The organism is Longimicrobiales bacterium, from assembly GCA_029245345.1.
Lineage (GTDB): Bacteria > Gemmatimonadota > Gemmatimonadetes > Longimicrobiales > Gaopeijiaceae > CALFPJ01.
Genome location: JAQWPM010000015.1, coordinates 220,199 through 247,034, shown reverse-complemented (window position 1 = coordinate 247,034; position 26,836 = coordinate 220,199). Strand labels below are relative to the sequence as shown.

General features: G+C 60.2%; 40 protein-coding genes and 1 pseudogene. All 41 read left to right on the top strand.

Going from position 1 to position 26,836, the window contains the following annotated elements; all coding sequences use genetic code 11:
- A partial coding sequence (tuf, locus tag P8L30_09180; protein MDG2240362.1) for an elongation factor Tu occupies positions 1-135 on the top strand: 135 nt, incomplete at its 5' end.
- A 491-nt stretch (positions 136-626) separates the two neighbouring features.
- A complete protein-coding gene (gene rpsJ / locus P8L30_09175; GenBank protein ID MDG2240361.1) occupies positions 627-935 on the top strand; it encodes a 30S ribosomal protein S10 in 309 nt (102 codons plus the stop codon).
- 16 nt (positions 936-951) lie between these two features.
- Complete coding sequence (gene rplC / locus P8L30_09170; GenBank protein MDG2240360.1) at positions 952-1,569, top strand: 50S ribosomal protein L3; 618 nt, start codon at positions 952-954, stop codon at positions 1,567-1,569.
- A 5-nt stretch (positions 1,570-1,574) separates the two neighbouring features.
- On the top strand, positions 1,575-2,249 hold the full coding sequence (gene rplD / locus P8L30_09165) for a 50S ribosomal protein L4 (protein ID MDG2240359.1): 675 nt from the start codon (positions 1,575-1,577) through the stop codon (positions 2,247-2,249).
- Positions 2,242-2,553 (top strand): 50S ribosomal protein L23, encoded by a 312-nt coding sequence (rplW, locus tag P8L30_09160; protein ID MDG2240358.1) that lies wholly within the window; start codon positions 2,242-2,244, stop codon positions 2,551-2,553. Before rplD ends, rplW begins: the two co-directional genes overlap by 8 nt.
- Positions 2,553-3,395 (top strand): 50S ribosomal protein L2, encoded by an 843-nt coding sequence (gene rplB / locus P8L30_09155; GenBank protein MDG2240357.1) that lies wholly within the window; start codon positions 2,553-2,555, stop codon positions 3,393-3,395. Before rplW ends, rplB begins: the two co-directional genes overlap by 1 nt.
- A gap of 15 nt (positions 3,396-3,410) precedes the next feature.
- Positions 3,411-3,695, top strand: a complete 285-nt coding sequence (gene rpsS, locus P8L30_09150) for a 30S ribosomal protein S19 (GenBank protein MDG2240356.1) — start codon at positions 3,411-3,413, stop codon at positions 3,693-3,695.
- 6 nt (positions 3,696-3,701) lie between these two features.
- Positions 3,702-4,055, top strand: a complete 354-nt coding sequence (gene rplV / locus P8L30_09145) for a 50S ribosomal protein L22 (GenBank protein MDG2240355.1) — start codon at positions 3,702-3,704, stop codon at positions 4,053-4,055.
- Positions 4,056-4,059: 4 nt separating this feature from the next.
- Positions 4,060-4,719, top strand: coding sequence for a 30S ribosomal protein S3 (gene rpsC / locus P8L30_09140; protein MDG2240354.1), 660 nt, complete (start codon positions 4,060-4,062; stop codon positions 4,717-4,719).
- An 18-nt stretch (positions 4,720-4,737) separates the two neighbouring features.
- Positions 4,738-5,154: a 50S ribosomal protein L16 gene (rplP, locus tag P8L30_09135; protein ID MDG2240353.1), complete on the top strand. Its 417-nt coding sequence runs from the start codon at positions 4,738-4,740 to the stop codon at positions 5,152-5,154.
- 9 nt (positions 5,155-5,163) lie between these two features.
- A complete protein-coding gene (rpmC, locus tag P8L30_09130; protein ID MDG2240352.1) occupies positions 5,164-5,364 on the top strand; it encodes a 50S ribosomal protein L29 in 201 nt (66 codons plus the stop codon).
- Between the two features lie 128 nt (positions 5,365-5,492).
- A pseudogene (gene rpsQ, locus P8L30_09125) lies at positions 5,493-5,732 on the top strand (30S ribosomal protein S17).
- A 14-nt stretch (positions 5,733-5,746) separates the two neighbouring features.
- Positions 5,747-6,115, top strand: a complete 369-nt coding sequence (gene rplN, locus P8L30_09120; GenBank protein ID MDG2240351.1) for a 50S ribosomal protein L14 — start codon at positions 5,747-5,749, stop codon at positions 6,113-6,115.
- Positions 6,115-6,450, top strand: a complete 336-nt coding sequence (gene rplX / locus P8L30_09115; protein ID MDG2240350.1) for a 50S ribosomal protein L24 — start codon at positions 6,115-6,117, stop codon at positions 6,448-6,450. The genes rplN and rplX overlap by 1 nt, the downstream gene beginning before the upstream one ends.
- Before the next feature lie 8 nt (positions 6,451-6,458).
- Complete coding sequence (gene rplE, locus P8L30_09110) at positions 6,459-7,031, top strand: 50S ribosomal protein L5 (GenBank protein MDG2240349.1); 573 nt, start codon at positions 6,459-6,461, stop codon at positions 7,029-7,031.
- 18 nt (positions 7,032-7,049) lie between these two features.
- A complete protein-coding gene (locus P8L30_09105; GenBank protein MDG2240348.1) occupies positions 7,050-7,235 on the top strand; it encodes a type Z 30S ribosomal protein S14 in 186 nt (61 codons plus the stop codon).
- Positions 7,236-7,250: 15 nt separating this feature from the next.
- The gene (gene rpsH, locus P8L30_09100; protein ID MDG2240347.1) at positions 7,251-7,643 is read left to right on the top strand and encodes a 30S ribosomal protein S8; all 393 of its coding nucleotides are present in this window, start codon (positions 7,251-7,253) and stop codon (positions 7,641-7,643) included.
- A 12-nt stretch (positions 7,644-7,655) separates the two neighbouring features.
- Positions 7,656-8,195 carry a 50S ribosomal protein L6 gene (gene rplF, locus P8L30_09095; protein MDG2240346.1) on the top strand — a complete coding sequence of 180 codons (540 nt, stop codon included), beginning with the start codon at positions 7,656-7,658 and terminating at the stop codon, positions 8,193-8,195.
- Between the two features lie 5 nt (positions 8,196-8,200).
- Positions 8,201-8,590, top strand: a complete 390-nt coding sequence (rplR, locus tag P8L30_09090; GenBank protein MDG2240345.1) for a 50S ribosomal protein L18 — start codon at positions 8,201-8,203, stop codon at positions 8,588-8,590.
- The gene (gene rpsE, locus P8L30_09085) at positions 8,590-9,138 is read left to right on the top strand and encodes a 30S ribosomal protein S5 (protein ID MDG2240344.1); all 549 of its coding nucleotides are present in this window, start codon (positions 8,590-8,592) and stop codon (positions 9,136-9,138) included. Before rplR ends, rpsE begins: the two co-directional genes overlap by 1 nt.
- Before the next feature lie 16 nt (positions 9,139-9,154).
- On the top strand, positions 9,155-9,334 hold the full coding sequence (rpmD, locus tag P8L30_09080; GenBank protein ID MDG2240343.1) for a 50S ribosomal protein L30: 180 nt from the start codon (positions 9,155-9,157) through the stop codon (positions 9,332-9,334).
- Positions 9,335-9,336: 2 nt separating this feature from the next.
- Complete coding sequence (rplO, locus tag P8L30_09075) at positions 9,337-9,798, top strand: 50S ribosomal protein L15 (GenBank protein ID MDG2240342.1); 462 nt, start codon at positions 9,337-9,339, stop codon at positions 9,796-9,798.
- Between the two features lies 1 nt (position 9,799).
- A complete protein-coding gene (gene secY / locus P8L30_09070; protein ID MDG2240341.1) occupies positions 9,800-11,122 on the top strand; it encodes a preprotein translocase subunit SecY in 1,323 nt (440 codons plus the stop codon).
- The gene (locus P8L30_09065) at positions 11,122-11,778 is read left to right on the top strand and encodes an adenylate kinase (GenBank protein ID MDG2240340.1); all 657 of its coding nucleotides are present in this window, start codon (positions 11,122-11,124) and stop codon (positions 11,776-11,778) included. The genes secY and P8L30_09065 overlap by 1 nt, the downstream gene beginning before the upstream one ends.
- Position 11,779: 1 nt before the next feature.
- Entirely contained in the window at positions 11,780-12,574 is a 795-nt protein-coding gene (gene map, locus P8L30_09060) for a type I methionyl aminopeptidase (GenBank protein ID MDG2240339.1), read from the top strand.
- Positions 12,575-12,636: 62 nt separating this feature from the next.
- Positions 12,637-12,753: a 50S ribosomal protein L36 gene (gene rpmJ, locus P8L30_09055; protein MDG2240338.1), complete on the top strand. Its 117-nt coding sequence runs from the start codon at positions 12,637-12,639 to the stop codon at positions 12,751-12,753.
- Positions 12,754-12,762: 9 nt separating this feature from the next.
- Positions 12,763-13,143 carry a 30S ribosomal protein S13 gene (gene rpsM / locus P8L30_09050; protein MDG2240337.1) on the top strand — a complete coding sequence of 127 codons (381 nt, stop codon included), beginning with the start codon at positions 12,763-12,765 and terminating at the stop codon, positions 13,141-13,143.
- Positions 13,144-13,247: 104 nt separating this feature from the next.
- A complete protein-coding gene (gene rpsK / locus P8L30_09045) occupies positions 13,248-13,631 on the top strand; it encodes a 30S ribosomal protein S11 (protein ID MDG2240336.1) in 384 nt (127 codons plus the stop codon).
- A gap of 18 nt (positions 13,632-13,649) precedes the next feature.
- Positions 13,650-14,285, top strand: a complete 636-nt coding sequence (gene rpsD / locus P8L30_09040; GenBank protein MDG2240335.1) for a 30S ribosomal protein S4 — start codon at positions 13,650-13,652, stop codon at positions 14,283-14,285.
- A 60-nt stretch (positions 14,286-14,345) separates the two neighbouring features.
- Positions 14,346-15,386 carry a DNA-directed RNA polymerase subunit alpha gene (locus P8L30_09035; GenBank protein MDG2240334.1) on the top strand — a complete coding sequence of 347 codons (1,041 nt, stop codon included), beginning with the start codon at positions 14,346-14,348 and terminating at the stop codon, positions 15,384-15,386.
- 2 nt (positions 15,387-15,388) lie between these two features.
- A complete protein-coding gene (rplQ, locus tag P8L30_09030; protein ID MDG2240333.1) occupies positions 15,389-15,742 on the top strand; it encodes a 50S ribosomal protein L17 in 354 nt (117 codons plus the stop codon).
- A gap of 48 nt (positions 15,743-15,790) precedes the next feature.
- The gene (locus P8L30_09025) at positions 15,791-16,390 is read left to right on the top strand and encodes a hypothetical protein (protein ID MDG2240332.1); all 600 of its coding nucleotides are present in this window, start codon (positions 15,791-15,793) and stop codon (positions 16,388-16,390) included.
- A gap of 50 nt (positions 16,391-16,440) precedes the next feature.
- On the top strand, positions 16,441-16,656 hold the full coding sequence (gene rpmB / locus P8L30_09020; protein MDG2240331.1) for a 50S ribosomal protein L28: 216 nt from the start codon (positions 16,441-16,443) through the stop codon (positions 16,654-16,656).
- Positions 16,657-16,844: 188 nt separating this feature from the next.
- Entirely contained in the window at positions 16,845-17,699 is an 855-nt protein-coding gene (locus P8L30_09015) for an asparagine synthase-related protein (GenBank protein ID MDG2240330.1), read from the top strand.
- A 108-nt stretch (positions 17,700-17,807) separates the two neighbouring features.
- Complete coding sequence (locus tag P8L30_09010) at positions 17,808-18,935, top strand: glycosyltransferase family 4 protein (GenBank protein MDG2240329.1); 1,128 nt, start codon at positions 17,808-17,810, stop codon at positions 18,933-18,935.
- Positions 18,936-18,950: 15 nt separating this feature from the next.
- Complete coding sequence (locus P8L30_09005; GenBank protein ID MDG2240328.1) at positions 18,951-19,919, top strand: GDP-mannose 4,6-dehydratase; 969 nt, start codon at positions 18,951-18,953, stop codon at positions 19,917-19,919.
- On the top strand, positions 19,916-21,088 hold the full coding sequence (locus P8L30_09000) for a glycosyltransferase (GenBank protein MDG2240327.1): 1,173 nt from the start codon (positions 19,916-19,918) through the stop codon (positions 21,086-21,088). The genes P8L30_09005 and P8L30_09000 overlap by 4 nt, the downstream gene beginning before the upstream one ends.
- A gap of 39 nt (positions 21,089-21,127) precedes the next feature.
- Positions 21,128-21,910: a 3'(2'),5'-bisphosphate nucleotidase CysQ gene (locus P8L30_08995; protein ID MDG2240326.1), complete on the top strand. Its 783-nt coding sequence runs from the start codon at positions 21,128-21,130 to the stop codon at positions 21,908-21,910.
- Positions 21,910-23,532 (top strand): capsule assembly Wzi family protein, encoded by a 1,623-nt coding sequence (locus tag P8L30_08990; GenBank protein MDG2240325.1) that lies wholly within the window; start codon positions 21,910-21,912, stop codon positions 23,530-23,532. The genes P8L30_08995 and P8L30_08990 overlap by 1 nt, the downstream gene beginning before the upstream one ends.
- A 328-nt stretch (positions 23,533-23,860) precedes the next feature.
- The gene (locus P8L30_08985) at positions 23,861-25,477 is read left to right on the top strand and encodes an MraY family glycosyltransferase (protein MDG2240324.1); all 1,617 of its coding nucleotides are present in this window, start codon (positions 23,861-23,863) and stop codon (positions 25,475-25,477) included.
- A gap of 51 nt (positions 25,478-25,528) precedes the next feature.
- A complete protein-coding gene (locus tag P8L30_08980) occupies positions 25,529-26,833 on the top strand; it encodes a nucleotide sugar dehydrogenase (GenBank protein MDG2240323.1) in 1,305 nt (434 codons plus the stop codon).
- Positions 26,834-26,836 lie beyond the last annotated feature (3 nt).

Genomic DNA, 26,836 nt, shown 5'->3' with positions numbered 1-26,836 from the left:
GTGATGCCTGGCGACAACGTTCAGATGGAAGTGGAGTTGATCACGCCGATCGCGATGGACCCACAGCTTCGGTTCGCGATTCGCGAAGGCGGGCGCACCGTGGGTTCAGGTGTCGTCACTGAGATCATCGAGTAATAAGGGGTACGAAACGACGGGATCTTCCGTATTCGCGAGACCGTTCGGCCTGATGGCCGGCAGTTAGGCGACCGGGTAGGGGCCTCTCTCTGAGAGGAGCCGACCGAGTCTCCTCTCGGAATCTCGCGATACGAAAGACCCCGCCGCTTCTCTCGGAAGCACGAGAGGTTCCGGCTCCAGCGCATCAGCGCTGAAGCGGGGGCACGAAACAGAGAAGGAAATCAGGACCGGAAGGGCCCCGTGCCCAGCGAGAATGGTTGATCCCCAGGGATCGAACGAACTCGCCGGCTGCGGAGCACCAGCGTGAAGGAACACAGATGGTCGGGAGGACCGTGGGCCCGTCTCTCACTCTGACGACGCTCTGCCGCGTGTAGCTGCAGAGAGAGGTAAGCGGAGTAAGAAGTTAGAAGACGGAATCCTGCGACCGAACGGCTCGGGAAGAGTGAGAGACGGACCCACGGGCCGACCTCCCACCAAAACTAGAGGCCAAAATGGCTGAAAGAATCAGAATTCGACTGAAAGCGTTCGATCACTGGGTACTCGACCAGACGGCGGCCGATATTGTTCGGGCGGCGCAAAAGACGGGTGGAGTGGTGCGTGGTCCTATCCCCCTCCCGACTCGTCGTGAGCGCTGGACCGTTCTTCGTTCGCCTCACGTCGACAAGAAGAGTCGTGAACAGTTCGAACTTCGGACACACAAGCGACTCATCGACATTGTCGAAAGCCGTCCACAAACGATCGATGCATTGACCAAGCTGGATCTACCAGCCGGTGTTGATGTTGAGATCAAGGTCGATTAGCGGGGGACCCCGGAGAATGGCCGGATTGATTGGAAAAAAAGTCGGTATGACGCGGATCTTCAATGACGATGGGGTACAAGTACCCGTCACCGTCATTGAAGCCGGGCCGTGCCCAGTTGTCATGGTGAGATCCGATGACGCGGATGGCTACACGGCTGTCCAGGTTGGCTTCGGCGCGCAGAAGGCGAAGCGTGCCAACAAGGCTGAAGTCGGACACGCTGTTAAGGCGGGCCTCGAGGCCGCGCCTCAGCTCATGCGTGAATTCACCCCTGACAACGGTGAAGTTTATGAGGTGGGCCAAGAGCTCACCGTTGCGTTGTTCGAGGCTGGTGATCGCATCAAGATCACGGGCCGCTCCAAGGGTAAGGGCTTCCAGGGTGTAGTGAAGCGTTACGGTTTTGCCGGACGCCCAGCTTCCCATGGTCACTCGATGTCCCGTACGCCTGGCTCCATGGGCCCGGGTACGGACCCCTCCCGCGTCATTAAGGGCAAGAAGTTGCCGGGACGTATGGGTGGAGCTCGGACGACGATCCGGAACCTGCAGGTCGTGCGCGTCGATGGCGAGCGCAACCTGCTATTCGTAAAGGGCGGTGTTCCGGGCGCCCGTAATAGCTACCTGCTGATTTCGAAGTGACGGCCATGTATAAGGCGCGCTACTACAAAGAGGACGGCAAGAAGGGTAAGGCTCGGGGACTCCCCGATTCGCTCTTCGACGGCGTCGTAAACGAGGGCGTGATGCACCAGGTTGTGCGCGCGCACCTCTTGAACCAGAGACAGGGCACCGGTTCTGCCAAGTCACGTTCCGACGTGCGGGGCACCGGCGCCAAGCCGTTCCGTCAGAAGGGCACGGGTCGTGCCCGTCAGGGAACGGTTCGAGCTGCGCAGATGGAGGGGGGTGGCCGAGCTTTTCCGCCCATTCCACACTCCTGGCGCCAACGGGTCCCCAAGAAGGTGAAGGCGCTCGCGCGTCGCTCCGCCCTGAACGACCGGGCTGAGCACGATCGGGTGGTCATGGTGGACCTTCCGTCGATGGACGCGCCCAAGACCCAGGATCTCCTGGCGTTCTTGGCGTTGACCCAGATCGAGGGAAAGGTGTTGCTCCTCACGGATGGCCAGAACGACAACGTATACAAGTCCGCTCGGAACCTTCCGCATGTGCAAGTGATGCCGTTCGGTGGAGAGTCGGTTTACGATGTTCTGTGGGCCAACATCATCGTGATCGAGCGCGGTGCGATCGAGGACGGAAAGAAGAAGGCCGCTCCGAAGGTGAAAGCGCCTGCCACGGCAGAAAACGAGGAGGAGGGCGATGCGTGATGCATACGACGTCATCATCGAGCCGGTGATCACTGAGAAGACCACCGAGCAGATGGAAATCAACAGCGTCTACACGTTTGTCGTGAGCAAAGATGCGAACAAGATCGAGATCGGGCAGGCTGTCGAGAAGCTTTGGGACGTCAGCGTGAAAGACGTTCGGACCATGCGTTACGCCGGGAAGCAGCGGCGCTCGAGCATGGCCCGCATGGCTAAAAATGCGAGCAGCGGTCGCCGCCCGTCCTACAAGAAGGCTGTGGTGCAGCTCGCCGAAGGCGAGCACATCGAGCTCTACGAGGCCGGCTGATGGGAATCAAAAAATTCAAACCGATGACTCCGGGTCAACGGACGCGCTCGGTTCTCGACAACGAGATCCTGACGCGTAAGGGGCCGGAGAAGTCGTTGACGGAGTCGCTGTTTTCGAGTGCTGGTCGCAATCACCACGGTCGCATTACCGTGCGCCGTCGTGGTGGTGGTCATAAGCGGAAGTACAGGATCATCGACTTCAAGCGTCGGAAGCATGGTGTGCCAGCGATTGTGAAAGAGATTGAGTACGATCCGAATCGCACGGCGAACATCGCTCTGATTTGTTATGAGGATGGTGAGAAGACCTACATCATCCATCCGAAGGGGCTGAACGTCGGGGATACCGTAATGTCGGGGCCCGACGCGGATGTCCGTATCGGATCAACCATGCCTCTCGGCTTGATTCCGCTCGGTACTTCGGTGCACTGCATCGAATTGAAGCCGGGCAAGGGTGCTCAGATGGCCCGTTCGGCTGGTGCATCGGTGAAGGTGGTCGCGAAGGAAGGCGACTACGTGACGCTGCGCCTGCCGTCCACCGAAGTTCGCCGTGTTCGGAAAGAGTGCATGGCCACGATTGGCGAGGTCGGTAACTCCGACCATGAGCTGACCGTGATCGGAAAGGCCGGTGCCAACCGTTGGCGTGGTAAGCGTCCGAAGGTCCGCGGTGTAGCAATGAACCCCGTCGACCACCCGCTCGGTGGTGGTGAGGGTCGTTCTTCCGGTGGACGTCCCCCGGTTTCCCCTTGGGGCAAGCCAGAGGGCAAGAAGACGCGAAACAAAAAGAAAGAATCGACGAAATACATCGTGCGCGGCCGCAAGCGCGGCAAAGCCACGCAGTCGTAGGCCGGGAGTCAGACGATGCCGCGTAGTGTAAAGAAAGGTCCGTTTATCAGTGAGAAGCTTCTTCTCAAAATTGACGACATGAACAGTCGTAATGAGAAGAAGGTGATCAAGACATGGTCTCGTGCTTCTACGATCTCTCCGGATTTCGTAGGACACACGTTGGCTGTGCACAACGGCAACAAGTTCATTCCCGTGTACGTCACGGAGAACATGGTCGGTCACAAGCTTGGTGAGTTCGCTCCGACCCGGTTGTTTCGGGGTCACAGCGGTAAGCTCGCCGACAAGCGCGTTGGCCGGTAAACAGATATGAAAGCCAAAGCGATCGCACGGTACGTCCGAATGAGCCCCCGCAAGGCGCGGCTCGTGGTGGACCAGATCCGTGGAAAGTCGGTGAACGAGGCGTACGCCATTCTTCAATACTCGAAGAAAGGTGCAGCTGAGTCGGTCAGTAAGACGCTCCGCTCTGCCGTGGCCAACGCCCAGGACAAGTCGCAAGACGAGGGTACGCTCGTGGATGTAGACGAGCTGATGGTGGCCGCCGCCTTTGTAGATGAAGGTCCGACGCTCAAGCGCTGGCGCGCGCGCGCCCAGGGCAGAGCTGCCCCGATCCGTAAGCGGACGAGCCACATCACTGTGGTCGTCGACACGAAGGACAACTGAGGACATGGGACAAAAGACTCATCCGGTTGGATTCCGGCTCGGGATCGTCAAAGACTGGAAGTCGCGCTGGTACGCCGAGCGTGATTTCCCTCGCCTCCTCAAAGAGGACGAGACGATCCGTATGTATCTCCGCCGCCGTCTTGGGCACGCCGCTCTTGCGCAGGTGGAGATCGAGCGTAAGCCGAGCAAGATCGTCGTTACGCTGCATACCGCACGGCCGGGTGTCGTGATTGGTAAGCGTGGCGCTGAGGTCGACAAGCTTCGCGACGAGCTCGCGATGGTGACAGACTCAGAGATCTCCGTGAACGTCGAGGAGATCAAGCGTCCGGAAGCCGATGCTTATCTCGTTGCCGAGAACATTGCACATCAGCTCAGTCAGCGGATTTCGTTCCGTCGCGCCATGAAGCGTGCGGTGCAGAACGCGATGCGTGCCGGCGCGGAAGGCATCAAGATCCAGTGCGCGGGTCGCCTGGGTGGTGCTGAGATTGCTCGGACCGAGGGTTACAATGAAGGCCGCGTGCCGTTGCACACGCTGCGTGCGGATATCGATTACGCGTCGTTGCCTGCGTTCACTACGTACGGCGTCGTTGGCGTAAAGTGCTGGATTTTCAAGGGTGAAGTCGTGGAAGAGCGGCGTGGCCGCACTTACTCGACAGGCTCCTGAGCTAGGACGAAATAGACAATGCTTGCACCGAAAAGAGTAAGACGCCGTAAGACCCATAAGGGTCGGATGCGTGGTTCAGCGCATCGCGGAAGTAAGGTGTCCTTCGGCGAATATGGCCTCATGGCCATGGAGCCGACTTGGATCACCAACCGGCAGATCGAGTCTGCGCGTGTTGCGATGACGCGACACATCAAGCGTGGCGGTAAGGTCTGGATCCGGATCTTCCCCGATAAGCCGATCACGTCGAAGCCTGCTGAGACGCGCATGGGGAAGGGTAAGGGTAACCCGGACGGTTGGGTGGCCGTTGTGAGGCCCGGACGAATCATGTTCGAGCTCGAAGGCATTTCGGAAGACGTAGCGCAGCGCGCCATGGAGCTCGCTGCTGCCAAGCTGCCCATCAAGTGCAAGTTCGTAGTACGCGAACGGCAGCTTTAGGAGATACAAATGAAGGCCGATGACATCCGCGATTGGGACAACACAGAGATCAACGCCCGGCTCAAAGAACTCAAGGAAGAGCGGTTCAAAATGCGCTTCACGAGTTCGATGATGGAGCTCGAGAACCCGAGCTTGCCAGGTCAGATCAAGCGCGACATCGCGCGTCTCAAGACCGTCCAGCGTGAGCGACAGCTCGCGGAGAACGCGTGAGCCAGAAAGATATGAGCGAGAACGAAATGGAGCAGGTAGAGAACGCAGCTGCGGAAGTTACGCCGGAGGCTGAGGTCCAGGAGTCAGCTGTTGCTACGGCGACGGTAGACGAGAACGGCCGTGCCTCCCGCAAGTCCCGCACAGGCGTGATTTCTAGTGACAAGTGTGACAAGACCGTCACCGTCGTCATTGAGCGACGTTTCCCACACAAGCTTTACGGAAAGGGTGTGAAACGGAGCAAGAAGTACCACGCACACGACGAGAACAACGAATACCAGGTCGGGGATACGGTGCGGATCATGGAGACGCGCCCGCTGTCGAAGACCAAGCGGTGGCGTGTGATCGAGTTGATCGAGCGCCCGGCATAATCGAGGACTGATAGATGATTCAGCAGGAATCCATCCTACGGATCGCCGACAACACCGGCGCCAAATCGGCACTCTGTATCAGAGTGCTCGGTGGCTCGGGTCGTCGGTACGCCGGAGTGGGCGACGTGATCGTCGCCACGGTGAAGGACGCGATCCCGAATGCGGGTATCAAGAAGGGTGAGGTGGTTCAGGCGGTTGTAGTTCGAACGGCTAAGGAGACCCGTCGTCGTGACGGGACTTACATCCGCTTCGAAGACAATGCGGCTGTGATCATCAACCCGCAGGGCGAGCCCCGCGGAACCCGGATCTTTGGCCCGGTGGGTCGAGAGCTTCGCGAGAAGAAGTATATGAAGATCGTTTCCCTTGCTCCCGAGGTGCTCTAATGGCCGCGGACAAACATCAGATCATGAAAGGTGACCGAGTTCGCGTCATTCGCGGGAACGACCGCGATGTCGAAGGCACGGTCCTCGAGGTTCTGAAAGATGCAGGCCGGGTCCGTGTCGAGGGCGTGAATATGCGCAAGCGTCACACCCGTCCGAGTGAGGCCAACCCTGACGGGGGGATCCTCACGTTTGAAGCCGCAGTACACATGTCGAACGTCATGCTCGTCGACCCAGCGACCGAGACCGCAAGCCGAGTTCGGATGCGTGTTGAGGAAGATGGGACGAAAGAGCGCATCGCGATCAAAACGGGTAACCCCGTTCCGCGGCCTCGGTAGGTAGAGAAATGGAATTGAGACTTAAGAATCACTACGAGAACTACGTTCGTCCGAGCCTGCAGAAAGAGTTCGGCTTCGTGAACGCGCACCAGATCCCGAAGGTGGAGAAGGTGGTTCTGAACGTAGGTGTCGGTGAAGCGTCCAAAGATCAGAAGATGCTCGAAAGCGTCATTACCGAGCTAGGCATCATTACCGGCCAGAAGCCGCTTGTGAATCGGGCCCGGAAGTCCATCTCGAACTTCTCACTCCGTGAAGGCATGCCTGTGGGCGCGTCGGTCACGTTGCGTGGAGAGAAGATGTGGGCCTTCATGGACCGACTCATCAGTACCGCGATCCCACGTGTACGTGACTTCAGGGGCTTGAAGACCAAGTCCTTCGACGGTCGCGGCAACTACACGATGGGTGTGCGTGAGCAGATCATCTTCCCCGAGATCAACTACGACGACGTTCGTTCGATCCACGGGATGGATATCACGGTGGTAACCACCACCAATAAAGATGACGAGGGTTTCGCCTTGCTACGTGAGCTTGGCTTCCCCTTCCGTGGGGCCGTGCCGGTGCAGATCGGCGCCTCCGCTTAAGAGAGAGAGAGTTTTCGAATGGCCAGAAAGGCACTCGTCGAGAAAGCAAACGGCCCGCAGAAGTTCAGCGTGCGCCATCGCAACCGTTGTCAACGCTGTGGGAGGCCTCGTGCCTTTCTGCGGAAGTTTGGCCTTTGCCGGATTTGTTTCCGGGAGAAGTCACTCCGTGGTGAAATCCCCGGTGTCCGCAAGTCGAGCTGGTAGAGGAATACGACCGCTATGATGACCGACCCAATCGCGGACATGCTTACCCGCATTCGGAACGCCGGACAGGCGTCCCACAAGTGGGTAGATATGCCCGTATCAAAAAATAAGATCGAGATTGCACGGTTGCTCGAAGAGAGTCACTTCGTGCATGGCCACAAGGTGCTGCAAGACGGCCGCTTCGGGGTGCTTCGGGTTTACCTGAAGTATTTTGAGGACAAGCCCGTCATTCGGCACCTGGAGCGGGTTTCCCGTCCTGGCCGACGTCGTTACGTCGGAAAAGATGAGATTCCCCGGGTACGTAATGGTCTCGGAATGGCAATCCTTTCGACTTCGGCCGGGATGCTCTCCGACCGCGCGGCGCGTAGCGCCGGCGTGGGCGGCGAGGTCATGGCGCGAGTCTGGTAGGGAAGAGAAACGATGTCGCGTATTGGAAAGATGCCCATCGAGATCCTGAAAGGGGTCGACGCCAAGTGGGCAGATGGCACGCTGAACATTAAGGGGCCGAAGGGGACACTCTCCCTGGACGTGCACCCGGACATGGCGGTGAAGATCGAAGAGGCCGAGATCCGCGTTGAGCGGCCCTCGGAGCAGAAGAACCACCGTGCATTGCACGGACTGACACGCTCGCTGATCCAGAACATGGTCACGGGTGTCACGGACGGGTTCAGCAAAACCCTCGAGATTATCGGTGTCGGGTACAAAGCCGAAACGAAGGGGAAGAGTGTCACGCTCAACCTCGGCTTCAGCCACCAGATTAACTACGTACCCGTAGACGGCGTGTCGGTCGAGTGCCCGAACCAGACCACTATGGTCGTGTCGGGAATCGACAAACAGAAAGTGGGCCAGACAGCAGCAGAGCTGCGGTCGTTCCGGCCGCCCGAGCCATACAAAGGCAAAGGTGTTCGGTACCAAGGTGAACATGTCCGGCGTAAGGCCGGTAAGACCGCCGGAGCGTAAAACACATGATAATCAAGCAGAACAAGCTCAATAAGAGCAGGCAGCTTCAGCGTAAGCGGCGCCACTTCCGAGTGCGGAACAAAGTCAACGGCACGGCTGAGAGGCCCCGCTTGGTTGTCTTCCGCTCCTTGAAGCACATCGAGGGTCAGCTCGTCAACGATGACGAAGGGCAGACAATCGTGGGGCTCTCGACGCTGACAGCAGACATGAAGGACTTCGTTGCTGAAGGAAGTCACAAGCGGGTGGAGCAGGCTTTCGAGGCCGGTAAGCTCCTTGCCGCCGCAGCGATATCCAAAGGAATCGAAGCCGTGGTGTTCGACCGCGGTGGATACAAATACCACGGCAGGGTGCAAGCCTTCGCAGATGGCGCTCGCAAGGGAGGCTTGAAGTTCTGATGGCCACTACGAATCCGAAGCAGAACAAGAAGCGCGACAAGAAGCCGCGCGGTCGCCGCGAGAGCGAGCTCACGGAAAATGTGATCTACATCAATCGTGTCGCGAAGGTCGTGAAGGGTGGACGTCGGTTCTCCTTCTCCGCGCTCGTATCTGTCGGTGACGGCAAGGGCAATGTCGGTATCGCGCTTGCGAAAGCCAACGAAGTTGCCGAAGCCATCCGTAAGGCGTTCGAGCAGGCTAAGAAGAGCATGGTCAAGGTTCCGATCCAGAACGGCACGCTGCCCCACGATATCGTGGGACGCTGGGGTGCCGGTCGGGTTCTTATGCGCCCTGCTGCTCCCGGTACTGGTGTCATCGCCGGAGGTCCGGTGCGTGCGGTGCTCGAGGCGGCTGGTGTCACGGATGTTCTTACGAAGAGTCTAGGAACGAACAACCCGATCAATGTTGTGCGCGCCACCATGGAGGGCCTGACGGAACTCGTCACGCCTGAGCGGGCGGCGGAAGAGCGCGGCATCACGGTTGAAGAATTGGGAGTCCGACGTGGCTAAGAAAGCAGCACCAAAGATGCTCAAGATTACCCAGACCCGTAGCGGCATCGGGCGGCAGACGAAGCACCGCAACACGCTTCGCGCACTGGGAATCAAGCGGCACCAGAAGAGCGTGATTCAAGCAGACTCGCCGGCGATCCGTGGGATGATCAATCAGATCTCCTTCATGGTCGACGTCGAAGAGGTCGAGGCATAGAGATGGCAGAGCTCCATGATTTGAGGCCGAACACCGGCTCAACCAAGAACAAGAAGCGTGTCGGTCGTGGACCAGGTTCCGGCCTGGGCAAGACGGCCGGCCGAGGCCAGGACGGTCAGAAGTCCCGGTCCGGTGGTCGTGTTCGGCGTGACTTCGAGGGTGGCCAGATGCCGCTCACGCGTCGCATTCCGAAGCGCGGCTTCACGAACATCAACCGTGTCGAGTATCAGGTCGTCAACGTGCGTGACCTGGATCGTTGTGAGGGTGAGGTCAGTCCCGAGGCCCTGAAGGCCGCTGGGTTGATTGCCACCCTGCGCAAGCCGGTCAAGATTCTCGGCCAGGGTGAGATGGAGAAGAAGCTGTCGGTGTCTGCGCACAGGTTCAGCAAGAGCGCCGCAGCCAAGATCGAGGCCGCGGGCGGCTCAGTAGAAGTGATTGGAACGGCTACAGAGGACGCTTCTTAAGATGTCGGCTGCCAACCCGCTTCAGAATCTATTCCGGGTTCCGGAGCTGAAGGACAAAATCCTTTTCACGCTGTTCATTCTCCTCATCTACCGTCTGGGATCGCACATCACGGTTCCGGGCCTGGATGTGGGCGCGCTGCGGGAGCAGTTCGGACAGCTGCAGGACACCTTCTTCGGCATCTACGACATGTTCGTGGGTGGCGGACTTTCACGTGCTACGATTCTCGCGCTCGGCATCATGCCGTATATCTCCGCGAGCATCATGTTCCAGCTGTTGGCCGCTGTTTTCCCGACCATCGAGAAGCTCCAGAAGGAAGGGGAAGAGGGACGCAAGAAACTGACGCAGTGGACGCGGTACACCACCATCGCACTTTCCGCGATGCAGGCGTACGGTTACGCGGCGTTCCTGCAGGCGATTCCTGGGGCCGTAGACAGTCCCGGAATGGTGTTTGTTTTCACCACCGTCATAACGCTGACGGTCGGTGCCATCTTCGTGATGTGGCTCGGTGAGCAGATCACGGAACACGGCATCGGAAACGGCATGTCGCTTCTGATCTTCTTCTCGATCATCGTCGGCTTCCCGGCGGCCGTGGTAAAGACGTACGAGTCCTTCCGCCTCGGTGAGATTGGCGCGTTTTCGGTAGGCGTTCTGATCGCAGTCGTCGTCGGTGTGACCGCTGCCGTGGTTGCGATGACGATGGCGGCTCGGAAGATCCCTGTTCAGATCCCACGCAAAGTTGTTGGGCGGGGCCGGATTCGGGAAGGTCAGAAGAGTTTCATTCCGCTGCGGGTGAACTCGGCCGGTGTTATGCCGATTATTTTCGCCCAGTCCTTCATCGTGATCCCGGGCACCATGGGTGCGTTCTTCCCCCAGGTCGAGGTCTTGCGGACCATGACCGAGACGTTCGCCCCGAGCACGTGGCCGTACTACATCACGTATGGACTGCTGATCGTCTTCTTCACGTACTTCTACACGGCGATCATTTTCAATCCGGTCGACCTTGCGGAGAACTTGAAGAAGCAAGGTGGGTTCGTGCCTGGCGTGAAGCCCGGTGCGCGTACCGCCGAGTACATTGATCGGGTCCTGACCCGTGTGACCCTACCGGGCTCGATTTACTTAGCTCTGGTAGCGTTGGTGCCGTTCTGGATTACGGACATCTTCAACATCAACAACTTCTTCTTCGGTGGCACGAGCCTCCTGATTGTGGTCGGTGTTGGTCTGGATACAGTCCAGCAGGCTCAGCAGCTGCTGCTGTTGCGTCACTATGACGGCTTCATGAAGAAAGGTCGTGTGAAGATGCGGGGCCGCCAGCGGTTCATGTGATGTCGATGGTTGTTATTCTGCTCGGCCCTCCAGGGGTTGGCAAAGGCACGCAGGCAGTTCGCCTTGCCGATTCCATTGGGGGAGAACACGTCTCGACCGGTGACCTTCTCAGAGCGGCACGACGGGAAGGTACCGAGCTCGGTCAAAAGGCTCAGGAGTTCATGGACGCCGGGGAGCTGGTGCCCGACGCGCTCATCTTGGACCTGGTGCGTGAGCACTTGAAGGGTGTCGCGCCGGAGGCGTCGATTCTCTTTGATGGCTTCCCACGGACTTCGGCTCAGGCCGACGGCTTGGGCAATGTTCTGAAGGATGTCGGTAGAGCGGTGGATCGTGTCGTTCTCTTTACGGCGGCAGATGAAGTTTTGGTGAAGCGGTTGAGCGGACGTCGTAGCTGCATGGAATGCGGCGCTGTGTTCAACACGTTTCTTAATGACTCGGAGGTCGATGGAGTCTGTGATCGCTGTGACGGCGTGCTCATCCAGCGGATCGACGACGAAGCTGAAACGGTGACCCGTCGGTTGGAAGTCTATCAGGCAGAAACGGCTCCCCTCACAGCACATTACGAGGCGCATGACGCCGAGATGCGGCGAGTCGAGGCAGATCAGCCGGTTGAAGACGTTTACGAGCAGTTCCGTTCCGCCCTGGGTCTAGATTGATATGATCCATCTGCGGACCGTTGAGGAGATTGACGCAATTGGCCGTGCGGGCGCGATTATCGCGGCTCTCATTGCCGAGCTCCCGAGCCGAACGGTGGCCGGGGCGTCGACGCACGACATTAACCGCTTCTGTGACGACTTCATCGTCTCACATGAAGGGGCGACGCCGGCTTTCAAGGGTTTGTATGGGTTTCCCGGGGCCGTATGCACCTCGGTCAATGAAGAGGTCGTCCACGGGATTCCCAACACAGAAAGTGTTTTGAAGGACGGAGACATCGTTTCAGTGGACGTCGGTGTGAAGCTCGAGGGATGGTGCGCCGACTCTGCTTGGACGTTTGGCGTGGGCGAAGTCGATGAGACGACGCAGGACCTGATGGCCGTCACTGAGCGCTCATTGTGGGCGGCGATCGAGGCAGCCACACCGGGGAATCACGTCGGTGATTTAGGTGCAGCCGTCGTGAAGACCGTCGAGGGCACGCCTTATGGAATCATCCGGGACCTCGTGGGGCACGGCATTGGCCGGGACGTCCACGAGGAGCCGCAGGTGCCCAACGTGGGGCGCGCAGGACATGGTCCGTTGCTTCGCGAGGGTATGGTGATCGCGATCGAGCCCATGCTCAGTGCATCGTCGCCAGACATTCGCACGCTGGATGATGGTTGGACCGTGGTGACTGCCGACCGGAAGGTGTCGGCTCACTTTGAACATACTGTGGGGATTACGGCTGAAGGGCCTCGTGTCCTGACTGCCGAAGGAAGCCCAGTCCATTCGACTCCCAGTGTGTCGAATAGCGCTTGAAGCTGGTTTAGGTCCTGGTTATACTGTAAAGCTCTGCTACAAACGAATGTGGGAGTGGTAAATTGAAGGTTCGAAGCAGCGTAAAACCGATCTGCGAGCACTGCAAAGTGGTCCGCCGTAAAGGTGTGATCCGAATTATTTGCTCGCGGGATCCAAAGCATAAACAGCGCCAGGGATAAGACAGAACTATGGCACGTATCGCTGGTGTAGATCTTCCGCGCGGAAAGCGGATCGAAATCGCCCTAACGTATATCTATGGGATCGGTTCGACGCGCGCGAAGCAGATCATTGACGCTTGTGGCATCGACGCGAGTCGGCGCACGCAGGACCTCGATGACGACGATGTGAACAAGCTTCGTCGTCAGATCGAAGGCAACTTCAAGGTCGAAGGTGCTCTGAGAACCGAAGTCTCCATGAACATCAAACGCCTCATGGACATCGGTTGCTACAGGGGCCTGAGGCACCGGCGTGGTCTGCCGGTACGCGGGCAACGGACACACACGAACGCCCGTACTCACAAGGGGTCCAAGCGATCCGTCGCAGGTAAGAAGAAGGCGCCCAGGAAGTAGGGGCGGCCCCAGAGGCTCATAGAGCCGGCGTATCACCCGACTGCGGCGTCCTCCGAGGCATAATGTCTCGACTCGCCGCATCCGCATTGTAGGAAGTATAGAGAGTGGCGAATCCAAAGACTAAGAAGACGAAGAGGGTTGTTGAGGCTGAAGGCATCGCGCACATCAAGGCGACCTTCAACAACACGATCATCACTATTGCGGACACCGCCGGGAACACGGTCGTCTGGGCCTCAGCCGGTAAGGCTGGTTTCAAGGGCTCCAAGAAGTCGACTCCGTTCGCCGCGACCGTCGCTGCCGAGCAGGTTGGGCGCGAGGCCGTGGGCATGGGCGTAAAGCGCGTGAATGTCCTGGTGCAGGGCCCTGGCTCCGGTCGTGAATCCGCAATCCAGGCACTCGCTGCTGCAGGACTCCACATCAAGTCGATCCAGGACGTGACGCCGCTGCCGCACAATGGGTGCAGGCCGCCGAAGAAGCGTCGGGTCTAAGAGGAACTATAGAAATATATGGCTCGTTATACCGGACCCGTCTGTAAGCTCTGTCGCCGTGAAGGCCAGAAGCTTTTTCTGAAGGGACAGAAGTGCTACACGGAGAAGTGTCCCGTGGAGCGTCGCGCATACCCGCCTGGCCAGCATGGCCCAGCGCAGGCTCGCCGTCGTAAACAATCCGACTACGCCGTTCAGCTTCGCGAGAAGCAGAAGGTGAAGCGGATCTACGGCCTCGGCGAGAAACAGTTCCGCAGCCTTTTCGAGCGTGCAGCGCACATCCCGGGCATCACTGGTGAGAACCTCATCGTGTCGCTCGAGACTCGCCTCGACAACATCGTGTTCCGAATGGGTCTGGCCCCGAGTCGTAGTTCGGCTCGCCAACTCATTCGGCACCGGCACGTCGAAGTGAATGGACGCACGGTTGATGTGCCGAGCTTTGTTGTGAAGCCTGGGCACGAGATCGCTGTCCGGGCCAAGTCGAAGGACAACATGTCTGTTCAGGCATCGCTCGAGGCGCGTACGCGTCCGTCGCTGCCCGACTGGCTTGCCCTCGACGAGAAGGCACGGATGGGCCGTTTGGTCCGTCAGCCGACCCGCGCGGATATTCCGCTCGCGGCCCAGGAACAGCTCATTGTCGAGCTCTATTCGAAGTAATTCCATCGTCGGGCTCCGTTCAGCGGATCCCGGTGTCAGCAAGAATTCGTAGGAGGAAACGTGGACATAGATCTGACTGGACTGGTACTGCCTGAGCGCGTCGAGGCGGTAGATGGCCAAGAAGACGACGGACGGAACGCCCAGTTTGTGATCGAACCGCTCGAACGCGGCTTTGGTCACACGCTCGGCAACTCCGTGCGTCGTGTACTGCTGTCTTCGCTTCGGGGCGCTGCGGTTTGGGGTTTCCGGATCGACGGTGTGGTGCATGAGCACCAGACCATCCCTGGTGTTGTCGAAGACGTGCACCAGATCATTCAGAACCTGAAGTCGCTCGTGGTAACGCTCGACGACGACGTCGACGAGGCCGTGCTCGAGATCCACATCACCAAGGCTGGCGTCGTGACAGCTGGCAACGTCCAAGAGCAGTCGGGCGCAGCCATCATGGATCCGGACCACCACCTGTTCACGCTCCAGGAGAACCGCAAGGTGAACGTGGAGCTGCATGTGAATAAGGGACGTGGGTTCGTCCTGGCCGGCCAGCATCCCATTCCTAAGGGCGCTCCGGTCGACCTGGTGCGGATCGACTCGATCTACAACCCGGTTCGCCGCGCGAACTTCTCCGTGCAGGAGACGCGCGTCGGGCAGCGGACTGACTTCGACCGCCTCACGCTGCACATCGAGACGGACGGTTCGGTCCTCCCGGAGGACGCAGTTGCTTACGCGGCTGAGCTCGTCCGGAAACACCTTGAATACATGATGTACTTTGGCGAGGGTGGCATTCCCGAGGTTACGCCTCCGGGTGCCGTGGCTGTTCCCGAGCGCCTTCAGGAGCTCTTCGAGCGTCCCATTGAGGATCTCGCGGAGGTGTCCGTGCGTTCGCGGAACTCGCTGCAAAAAGAGAACATCCGCACCCTGCGTGATCTCGTTCAGCGCTCCGGAGACGATATGCTTCAAATTGAGAACTTCGGTAAGAAGTCGCTTAAAGAAATCTCAGACTTTCTCGAGGAGCATACCCTGCGTTTCGGCATGCAGTTCGAGGAAGGTGAGGACGGTCGCCTCTTCTTCGTTGAAGAGGAAACCGAAGCGGGAGTGGAGGATTAACCGTGAGGCATCGTAAGAAGGGCCGGAAGCTCTCACGCACCGCGAGTCATAAGAAGGCGACCATGAGGAACATGGCTACGGCCTTGTTCATGCATGAGCGTATTGAGACGACTACAGCCAAGGCGAAGGAACTTCGTCCGTATGCTGAGCGTCTCATTACTCTGGCACGTCGTGGTGACCTCCACGCTCGCCGACTTGCAGCTGCGAAGGTCCAGGACCGCTCGGTCCTCGGGAAGTTGTTCGAAGACATCGCTCCGCGGTTCGCCGAGCGTCCCGGTGGCTACACCCGGATTCTGAAATTGGGCAACAGAAAAGGTGATGCGGCGGAGATGTCGCTGATCGAGCTCGTCAATTAGTTTGGTTCGCTTCTGGGTGACAAACCTCAACGAGATAGGACAATTGACATGACGGACAACGCTTCCCGACGCGGTGCTGCCGACCTGGGCATGCCTCTGATGGTCGTGGCTTTCTTGGTCATGGGTGGTTTCATGTACTGGTTGTACGGTGAAGCTATGGCTGAGAATGCGATCCAGGCGATCGTTGAAGAAGAAGCTGCAGTCGTTTCGGCTGACATCGAGGGTGCGACCACCGTTGATCCGGTCGATATTCAGCTCGACCCGACGCCGTACGAAGGTCAGGTGATCCGCCTCGCGGACGGCAACATCTTAAGTATGCTCGGGACTCAGGGCTTCTGGCTCGAAATGCCGAATGGAAACCCGTTCCTCGTGTCGCTGAACGATGAACTGATTGCTGAGGGCCTCCCTCTCTCTATGGGGGAGATCGCGACGGTGGCTGGTATGGTTACCGTGATGACGCCCGATATCGCACAGTCTTGGCTGGATGCCGGAAGGATCCCTGAGGGGGACAAACTGGCTGCCGAGTTTGCGACGCACTACCTGGCGGCTCAGGTGGTTCAGGTGGGTGGTGGCTCGTCAGGTAGCATCGATAGCGGTGAAGAAGCCGCAGACAGTACCGCTGGAAACGAAGGCGCCGAGGGCAACTAGGTCCCGACGCACCGACCCAATACCGAATTTAAGAAGCAGGACATAGAACAATGGCACGAGTTTGCTACAGCTGCGGAAAAGGCCCGGCAACGGGTAACAACGTTTCGCACGCACACAACAAGACACGCCGCCGCTGGCTGCCCAACCTCCAGCCGTTCAAGATCGTCGACGACGCTGGTGAGCGCCGGAGCGTCCGTGTGTGCACGCGGTGCATCTCGGCCGGGAAGGTTGTGAAGGCGCCTAAGTTCGTGGCGGCCGAGGGGTAGGTCTGCCGCGTTGATCTGGTAGGTGAAAGAGCCTCCCCAGTCTTGGACTGGGGAGGCTCTTTTCGTTCTACTTCTACTCGCCGAAGGTTTCTCCGACGAGGTGGCACTGTGCATCAATAGGCCCATACAGTCCAGGTGCGCACTCGATGCTAGGAGGTGAGCGGACGAGTTTTTGAATAGCGGCGGCGATCCTCACCTGCATCGTCTCCCGGCTGACCCGCGGCCATGCGACCGTTGCGCTGTCTGGTGATGGTGGCGACGAGATATTTGCTGGGTATCTGAGATTGGCGGCGATGGCTGCCGCGGAGCGCGTGCCGCAGGCTGTGGCGTCGCTGGGCAATCGGATCGGCGGTGCCATCCCTCACCATTCGGATTTTCGGCACCCCAGTCGCCGTTTCTCTCGTTTCTTCGCGGCTGCCGCTTTGCCGCCTGCGGAGCGGATGCTCGAGTGGGTAGGCATATTCTCAGATCCTGGCTTCGACATCGTGGTGCCCGAACTTCGGTCCGGGATCGATCGCGGTGAATTGCTCCGATCATTCAGCGAACCCTGGGACGAGGCCTCGCCGCGCTCGGCGTTGGCTGGAGCGCTGGCCCTAAACTTCGAGACCTACTTGCCGGAGGACCTCTTGGTTAAGGCTGACCGATGTTCAATGGCGCATGGGCTCGAGGTCCGTGCGCCGTTTCTCGATTCCGATCTCATGGAGTTTGCGGCCACATTGCCTGACCGCCACCGGATAGGGCGTGTCCCAGGGCCCAAGACCCTCAAGTGGATCCTCCGGCGTGCCTTCCAAGAAGTGATTCCTCCCGAGGTCACGAACCGAGGGAAGATGGGTTTTGGCGTTCCCATTCCTCTATGGTTCCGAACCCATTGGCGGTCCTTCTTTGAGGACCGAGTGCTGTCGCCTGATGCAGCAGTGTACCAATGGCTCTCTCGCGACACGGTGGAGGCGATGTGGCGGGCTCACCTCCGAGAAGCTGCTGACCATGGGCATAGGCTGTGGACGCTCCTCACGCTCGAGACATGGCTGCAGCGCCACACATGACGAATGTAGGCCAGGCGGTTGCGGACGGGATTCTCGTGTACCACCGTTCATCCGTAAGTTCCTAAGTTTTTCTCATCGCCCTTTCTCCGTGCTCCCCGCGACGACCAAATGTCTAGCCGCCCCCGCGTCTTTTTCGTCCTCGGATCGCTCGAGGCTAACGACACCGGAGACGAGATCGTCACGATTCTCGGACGGCTGTCGCGTGCCCAGTTCGAGCCGCGGGTGATCGCGCTCGGTGGCCGTGAGGACCTGCAGGGCCGGATCGTCGAGATGAAGGTTCGTTTGTACCCGCTCGGGCTCTCGGGCCTTCTCGGGACGTGGCGGGCGATCGCGAAAGTACGGGCACTGCTTAAGGACATGGACGCAGAGGTGGTACACGGCTTCGGTTCGTGGGGTGGCGCGGTGGCACGTTTGGCTGCGCCGCACGGGGTCGCGGTCGTACGCTCTATTACCCGACCCCCCACGTACAACACAGACCTTCGTGGGCGGTTACTCCGGTTTATGGAGAACAGGGCGCGTTCTAAGGTGGGCACTCGGTTCATCGTGCCCAATGAGGGTTCGCGTGGACTAGCCATGCGCGCTTACGGCGCTCCGGACGGGCACGTCCAGGTCTTCCCGACCTCGGTCGACGTCGGTGAGGTCCGCGACGCGGTCAAGCGTCACAAGCGAGAACATGCCCGCATTCTGATGGGTTTGGCGCCCGACGAGACCGCCGTGGTCCTGCTGACGGACTTCGACTCCGAGTCCCGCATGGACCAGATCCTCGAAGGATTTGTCACGGCGCGTCGTGAGCAGGCCAAGTTGCGGCTCTTCATCGTGGGCTCGGGTCGCCACGAAGGCTCGACCCGTTGGAAGGCTGAGGAACTCAGCCTGGGCGATTCTGTGATCTTTTTAGGCCGTGGCACGGACGCGGGCCCTATCTGGGCTGCAGCCGACCTCGCCATCGACGCGAGCCCTTGGTCGGCGTGGAGTCGCACCGCTCTCATCGCGATTGTGGCGGGTGTTCCTACCGTGAAACGTCAGGACGGAGCCACAGAGTGGCCCGAGCAACTCGACGAAGAATTCCCGATGATCTCTGGGCGCCCAGATCGCTTCGCGGTGGAGCTCGTTCAACTCGCGAACGGGTACAGACTGATTGAGCAGGTGGCCGCATACGGAGAACGGATTGCGACGAATGTAGATGTCGGAAACGTCGTCGATGAACTTGGCAACTTGTACGAATCCTTGGCGAACTAGCCGGAGGCGAGACACATGCGGATTCTTGTCACAGGTGGCGCTGGTTTCATCGGCTCGCATCTCGTGGAGCGTTTCTTGGAACGCGGCGACGATGTATTCGTGGTCGACGACCTGTCCACCGGCTCGCTAGACAACCTGGCCGCTGTTCGGCATCACCCGAAACTCGACCTCAACGTCGACACCATCCTCAACCATCCCATGATGGACGAGACGGTCGGCAAGTGTGACATGGTGATCCACCTCGCCGCCGCAGTGGGCGTGCGGAAGATCATCGAGAAGCCCGTCGAGACGATCACCACGAATGTGCGTGGCACTGAGATCATCCTGGACTGTTGCCATCGTCACGAGGTACCGCTCTTCCTGGCCTCCACGTCTGAGATCTACGGAAAGGCTGGCGTGCAGCTCCACGAAGAGATCGACCGGGTCATGGGGAGCTCGACGCACCGGCGTTGGGCTTACGCGTGCACCAAGGTGCTCGACGAGTTCCTCGCGTTGGCCTACCACCACGAACATGGCCTCCCGGTCATCGTGGCGCGGTTCTTCAATACCGTCGGCCCCAGACAGGCAGGACAGTGGGGCATGGTGCTCCCCAACTTCGTCGGCCGTGCGATTGCGAATGAACCGATCCAGGTCTTTGGCACGGGAGAGCAGCTTCGGTGCTTCTGCCACGTGGAGGATACGATCCGGGCTGTGGAAGGCCTGGTGGGTCATGAGGACTCTTGGGGCAACATCTACAACATTGGCCACGAGTTCGAGGTGTCCATTCGGGGACTGGCTGAGCGAGTGAAAGAGCTCGCTGGATCGTCGTCCGAGATCGTGACGGTGTCGTACGAGGAAGCGTACGGCGACGGCTTCGAAGACATGGCACGACGTCAGCCTGACACGACCCGCATCCGCGACCTCATCGGGTGGCAGCCGAGGAATGATCTCGATGCCGTTGTCTCGGCGACGATCGAGCACATGAGGACGCACGCCGAGCAGTGAGTCGCCCCGGGGATCGTCCCGTCCTGAGTCACCGACTCATTGCCCGCCTGAACGTCGGTGGCTCCGCCATGCACGTCGTGAACCTCGCGGCGGCAATGAACGAGGGCCCGTGGCGGACGCGGCTCATCGCGGGGCGGATCGAGGAAGACGAGGGAGACATGGCGTACTACGCTGACGAGCTCGGCGTGGACGTTTCTTATGTCCCGGCTATGGCCCGCTCCATCAACCCGCTGGCCGACTTCAAGACGCTCGTGCACCTGTATCGCCTCTTTAGGCGGGACCGGCCGGACATCGTTCATACGCACACGGCGAAGGCGGGAACGCTGGGCCGAATCGCCGCCGTGTTGGCCGGCGTGCCCGTGCGGGTTCACACCTACCACGGACATGTGTTGGGCGGCAGCTATTTCGCCCCTTGGAAGACGGCGTTCTTTCTGTTCGTTGAGCAACAGTTGGGTCGTTTGAGTGACCGCCTCGTGGTGCTCACCCGACGGCAAGCTCAGAAAATGGCCGATGAACTGAGCGTGGCACCCGCGAGAAAATTCTCTGTGGTCCCGCTGGGCTTGGACCTCCAGCGCTTCCTTGCCGTCTGCCGGGGTGTGGACAGCGTCGCAGCCAGAGCCGCGCTTGGAGCGCAGGAGGGGGAGATCACGGTTGGTATCGTGGGCCGAATGGTGCCGGTGAAGAACCATGAACTGTTCTTCGATGTCGTGGCCGAGCTTGTAAACGTTTCTCCCGCACCGGTGCGCGCTTTTGTGGTCGGCTCGGGTGAGCGCCAAGCGGAGTTGGAGACTCTCGTGGAGGCCCTCGGCATTCATGCCAATGTGACGTGGCTCGGGTGGAGACAGGACCTGGAAGAGATCTATCCGGCCTTCGACGTCATGCTGCTGACGTCGCATGACAAAGGCACGCCGGTAGCGGTCATCGAGGCTCTCGTGAGCGGGACACTGGTGGTGGCTCGGGATGTGGGCGGTGTGGCTGAGATGCTCGGTGAGGCCGGTGCGGGCACGGTCGTTTCTCGGGGTGCGGGTGTTTCGGAATGGGCCCGATCGGTGATCGATGCTGCCGGGGAAGCTCCCGGTGAGGAGGTTCGAGGCGCGGTGGCTGGTCGCTTCTCGGTGGATCGACTCGCGCGCAATGTGACCGCTCTTTACCAGGTGGGGATCAAGTAACTTTGGAGCCGCCTTCACTCCTTCGTTTCAGGACTGCTCGTGCCAAGAAATGATGACATCGCTCGCATTCGAGCGACGCTCCTAGCCGCAGCCGAGGCCATCTCGCCGTTCACGCCTGGGGCCGTGGAGTTCGAGCGTAAGGAAGAACGGGGGGATCCCCTGACGGCAGCCGACCTGGCGGCAGATGAGGTGCTTCGAGCCATGTTGCCCGTGCCCGGTGAAGGTTGGTTGTCTGAGGAGTCCGTAGACGACAACAGCCGGCTGGTGTCGGAGCGAGTTTGGATTGTGGACCCCATCGATGGGACTCGGGAATTCGTTGAGGGTGTCCCGGAGTGGTGTATCTCGATCGGCCTTCTCGAGAAGGGCGTGCCGGTCGCGGGTGGAATCCTGAATCCCGTGACGAACGAACTGGTGATTGGCTCGTTGGAGACCGGCGTCGAGTTCAATGGCGAGCCTGCTCGAGTTCTGGATCGGGCGCCAGGGAATGGAATTCGAGTACTTGCGAGTCGATCCGAGATCCGTCGGGGCGAGTGGGACCGATTCGAGGAGGCCTTCTCCGTCGAGCCGTGTGGATCCGTCGCGTATAAGATGGCGTTGGTCGCGGCCGGGCAGGCTGATGCGACTTGGACGCTTGTGCCCAAGAGCGAGTGGGACGTCGCTGGAGGTGCCGCGCTGATTTGCGCTGCGGGCGGAGCCGTTACGCTGGCAGACGGCACGAAGCCTTCATTCAATCAAACGACCCCGCTTTTTCCGAATTTTGTCGCCGCAGGTGAACTGACTCGGTCTTGGTTAGTCGACACGTGCTTGGGCAAAAAAGGGTAATGTCGACTCGCTTCGGCGCGCTCGGGCGGTCGGCCAAGACGGCAAGGATCTGTGGGGCTTTTCTGGCGATGGCGTGGTTCGCCCTCGCTAGGGCACCGGACCTACATGCTCAACGTGCCGGGACCTTGGCTCCGCTCGACCCGGTCTATGAGGACCTGTCCGTGCTCGACGCGGCGGGCCTGGTTCCGCGGGGTTTGTCCGCGCTCCGGCCGCTCTCGTTTGCTCGCGTCGAGCTTCTGGTCAAGGATGCGCGATCGCTGTACTCGTCCCGGGGCCCCGCGCGCGACGTATCGTTGGCAGCGCTCCTGGACCGACTCGAAGGACGATTCGGTCCGCAGTCTCTTTTACGAGCAGATGTCTTCGTGGAGGTGGAAGCTGGCGGAGGGGAGAGTCCGGCCCGCGCGACGCCGACGATCTTCTTAGGGGGATATCAGGCCTCTGTGAACCCGCTGTGGGGTGCCCGCGGGGGACGGGCGTATGGCGACCGAGCGACTGTGGCCACGGCGGCGCGTATCACGGTTCCTCTGGGGGGACGTGCTGCGATTGGGCTGGGGGCCCGTTGGAGTGCAGGGGAGTCCACCGGACTCGAGCCAGTCCGCATGGGCAGTGAAATCGAGTCGTTCTACCTACGCGTTAGGCTGGGCCGCGTGGCCCTCCAGGCCGGTCGCGACTCCTGGTGGCACAACACGTACGGAGGGACGTCGCTCCTCTTGTCTCGGGAGGGTCCGCCCATGAATCTCGTCCGGGTCGGGTCCGATCGGCCCTCGGTGGTCTATCTCCTGGGCGACGTTGAATGGGCGTTCACCGCTGCGGATACAGGCGAACGGGCCCACTTCCCCAACACGGGTTTGTTTGGATTCGCGATTACGAGCCGGCCCCATCCCGCCATCCGCTTCGGACTTACGCTGGCCAACAAGCAGTTTGGAGAGGGCGCACCAACGGGCAGTATTTCTGAGCGCATCAAGGATCTGTCTGTCGTGTGGGATCTGTTCCGGCGGAACGCCGTCTACACCTTCTCAGACAAGCGGATGGGGCTCGATGCCTTGGTTCGATTCGATGCAGGGGTTCCGGTCGAAGTAGCGGGCGAAATCGCGCTGGAAGATTTCGATCACGAGCGCATGAACGATGTGCTCACCATCACGAGTGGATACCGTTTGGCCATCGGGCTGCCGCGGCTCGGAGTGGCGGGGCGACATGGACTCTACATCGAGGGAGAAAGAGCTGGCGCGTTGATGTACCGTCACCACACCTTCGTGGACGGCCACTCGGTCGATGGTTTTCCTTTAGGGTCTTCCCTTGGGCCGGACGGCCGTCGAGTCGTCGGTCGCTACGTGTTTCGCGACGTGGCGCGCGGCTTTCGGGCCGGAGTCGAAGCGACTTGGGAACATCGAGGTATCGACGCATACGATCAGGCGCCTCCGCCGGATCGGGATATCTCTCGATCCGAGATTCTCCCCCGAGAGACCCGTCTTCGACTCATGCTCTCTGTTCGCCGGCAACTGGGGAGCAGGTCAGGACTGGAATTTCTGTCCGGCCCGGAGCGAGTCTCGGGATTTGGCCATATCTCGGGTGTGAACCGAACCAATTTCGCGGCGCTAGTGAGAGTCTGGAGCATCTTTTAGCGCCGGGCTTCGGCGGGCCTCAGTGAGCTCCCACTCGCGAGCGCAGGTCGCGCTACACTAAGTTCTTTTCATGAGTCCGATCCTCTTTGCCGGTGTCGTCGGCGGTCTAGCCCTGGTGTTAACCGCTGTTTTCACACCCGCGGTCCGTGCTGCCGCCATCAATAACGGCCTGGTCCGTAAGGTGTAGGCTGACCGTTGGCATAAGCGCCCAACGCCGGCCATTGGGGGCATCGCGATTTTCGCGGGCTTCGGTGTTGCCATCAGCGTCGGCTACTGGCTCGACCCAAACACGACTCGGCAGTTCGGTATTCATGCATTACCGACCGCGGTGGTTCCGGTTGCGCCGTGGATCGGCCTCCTGGTTGCAGCCACAGTCGCGTTCATCCTCGGTCTCGTGGATGACTTCCTGGCGGTCCCGCCGGGCACGAAACTCGTGTGGCAACTCGTGGCGGCATCAATCCTTCTGATGTCTGGTATCGGCCTGTGGATCACCGGCATCTATGCGGTCGACGCGGTGATCTCGATGTTTTGGTTCATCGGCATCACCAACGCGGTCAACCTGCTGGACAACATGGATGGGGTCGCCAGCGGGGTGGCTGGCATCGCGGCCGGTTATCTGGCGATCATCTTCGCGCTTGAGGGCCAATTTCCGCTGGCCATGTTCGCCTTTGCACTCGCGATGTCGCTGGCGGGCTTCCTGGCGCACAACTACCCACCCGCGCGCATCTTCATGGGAGACTCGGGCTCACTCTTCGTGGGTTTGTCACTTGCCGGACTCGCGCTCGCTCCCGCGCCCGGTGGTACCCGTAGTCTCGCGGCCGTCATGGCCGCCCCGGTGCTTATTCTCGGGGTCCCGATTCTGGACACAACACTCGTCACGATCGGTCGGCTCCTCGAGGGTCGTCCCGTGAGCCTGGGAGGCAAGGACCACACGTCGCATCGTTTCGTGGCCATGGGTCTCCCCGAGAAACAGACTGCGTGGCTGTTGTGGGCGCTGGCAGCGTTAGGTGGCGCCGTCGGCATTCTGTTGCGTCAGGCGGAACGAGGAACGGCCCTCGTTCTGGGTGGCATCCTCATCATGATGCTCGCGCTGACCGGTGCGTACCTCATGGCCATTCGCCTTCAGTCGCTCGAAGGTGAGGACGCCGAAGGACAGTCCGCATACCGCTGGCTCATTGACCGTCAGACTCGCTACCCCGTGCTCGCGCTCGCCCTTGACGGTGTGTGGATCTCGCTTGCGTACTACTCGGCTTATCTGCTTCGGTGGGCCCCCGCCGAGCTCGGTGCAGAGATGCCGTACTTCCAGCGCACGATCCTGATCTTCGTCGGCATCAAGCTGGTCGGCATGGTGTTCGCAGGGATCTACGACATGCGTTGGACGAGCATGGGCCTCTACGACGGCTTGAGAATGGTGCGCGCCAACGTGTTTGCCACACTCTTGGCCGCCGGCTTCTTGTTCCTGCTTGACCGCGAGGGGCTTTCCCGCGGCGTGATCGCGATTGATCTGTTCGTGTGTATGCTCCTCACGACGGGAGGCCGACTCACGTTCCGGATGATCCAGGGCACGGCTGCTCACCTCTCGGAGGACGGACTCCCGGTGGTGATTCTGTCCGACGAGAAACACGCCAAGTCTGTGGTCAGCCAGCTGGCGCTCATCAAAGAGCCGAAGCTCAGGGCTGTCGCTATTGCCGACCCGAGCCTCGGTACCGCGCGGACGCGCTCGGGGGCGCTGCCGCTGTTCGGTGGCTCCGCAGCGCTTCGGCACGCGTTGTCGGAAACAGGATCCGCGACCGTGCTGCTGGTGGGGCGGGGCGGGGAGGGACACCCTCATCTGCAGTCCCATCTCGAGAACTACGGGGGGGTCGACGTCTATTCGTATCAGGTGTCGGTCGAGCCGGTGCGGCATGGGGGGCAGCGAGGCGTAGTCGCCCCGTTTTATACTTAGCTGCCCCGACCCGTTGAGTCGCGGCACACGGATCCTCCAGCCCCAACTAATATGAGTTCGGATATCGCTACGTTCGGTGTGATCGGCCTTGGTTATGTAGGCCTCCCGCTTTCCGTCGAGTCGGCCAGCAGCGGTGACCTCAGGGTCATCGGCTTTGATGTCAATCAAGGTGTCGTGGACGGCGTGAATGCCGGCCGGTCGCACATCCAGGATCTGACCGATGCTCAGGTGGGCGACCTTGTTTCCGCCGGGAAACTCGAAGCCACCACGGACATGAGTCGGCTTGCAGAGTGTGACGCCATCTCCATTTGTGTGCCGACGCCGCTGTCGAAGACACGGGACCCGGACGTTTCGTACGTCATCGCAGCGTCTGAAGCCGTGGCGGCTGCTCTGCGTCCTGGCCAGCTCATCGTGCTGGAGTCCACCACGTACCCCGGTACGACGCGTGACATCATGCAGCCCCGACTCGAGAAGACCGGGCTTGTGGCAGGGAAGGACTTCCACCTCTGCTTCTCCCCCGAGCGCGTAGATCCCGGGAACGAGACATGGACGACGAAGAACACACCCAAGGTCATTGGTGGCGTCACGCAGGCGTGCTCGGATGCCGGTGCGAAGTTCTACGAGCGGTTCATCGATGTCGTTGTCCGGGTGTCGTCTACTGAGGCTGCCGAGCTCACGAAGATTCTCGAGAACACGTTCAGAGCGGTGAACATCGGGCTGGTGAATGAAGTCGCGCTCATCGCGGATCGCCTGAACGTCGACGTGTGGGAGGTCATCGACGCTGCGGCCACGAAGCCCTTCGGCTTCATGAAGTTCACGCCGGGTCCGGGCCTAGGCGGCCACTGCATTCCGGTCGACCCGCACTACCTGTCCTGGAAGATGCGGACGCTGAATTACAAGACGCGCTTCATCGATCTCGCGTCCGAGATCAATGCGGAAATGCCGGTCTTTGTCGTGGACAAGGTTCGAGAAGTGCTGAACCGGAAGAAGCGACCCGCGAACGGGTCGAAGGTCTTGCTGCTGGGGATCGCCTATAAGCGCGATATTGATGACGTACGTGAATCGCCCGCGCTGGACGTGCTGAAGCTTCTCGAGGGGGACGGGGCCTCGGTCGTGTACCATGACCCCTACGTGCCTGAGTGGCGCGAAGACGGGAACGTGCACGAGTCGCAGGAGCTGACCGATGAACTGCTGTCGGGAGCGGACGCGGTCGTGATTCTCACAGACCACACAGATTTCGATTACGCACGGATCGTGAAGCTATCGACCGCATTGGTGGATGCGCGGCATGCGGCGGTTGGAGCTGGAGCGGTGCCGGGTGGCGATGCAGCGGGTGCGTGGATCGTAAAGGGGTAGAGG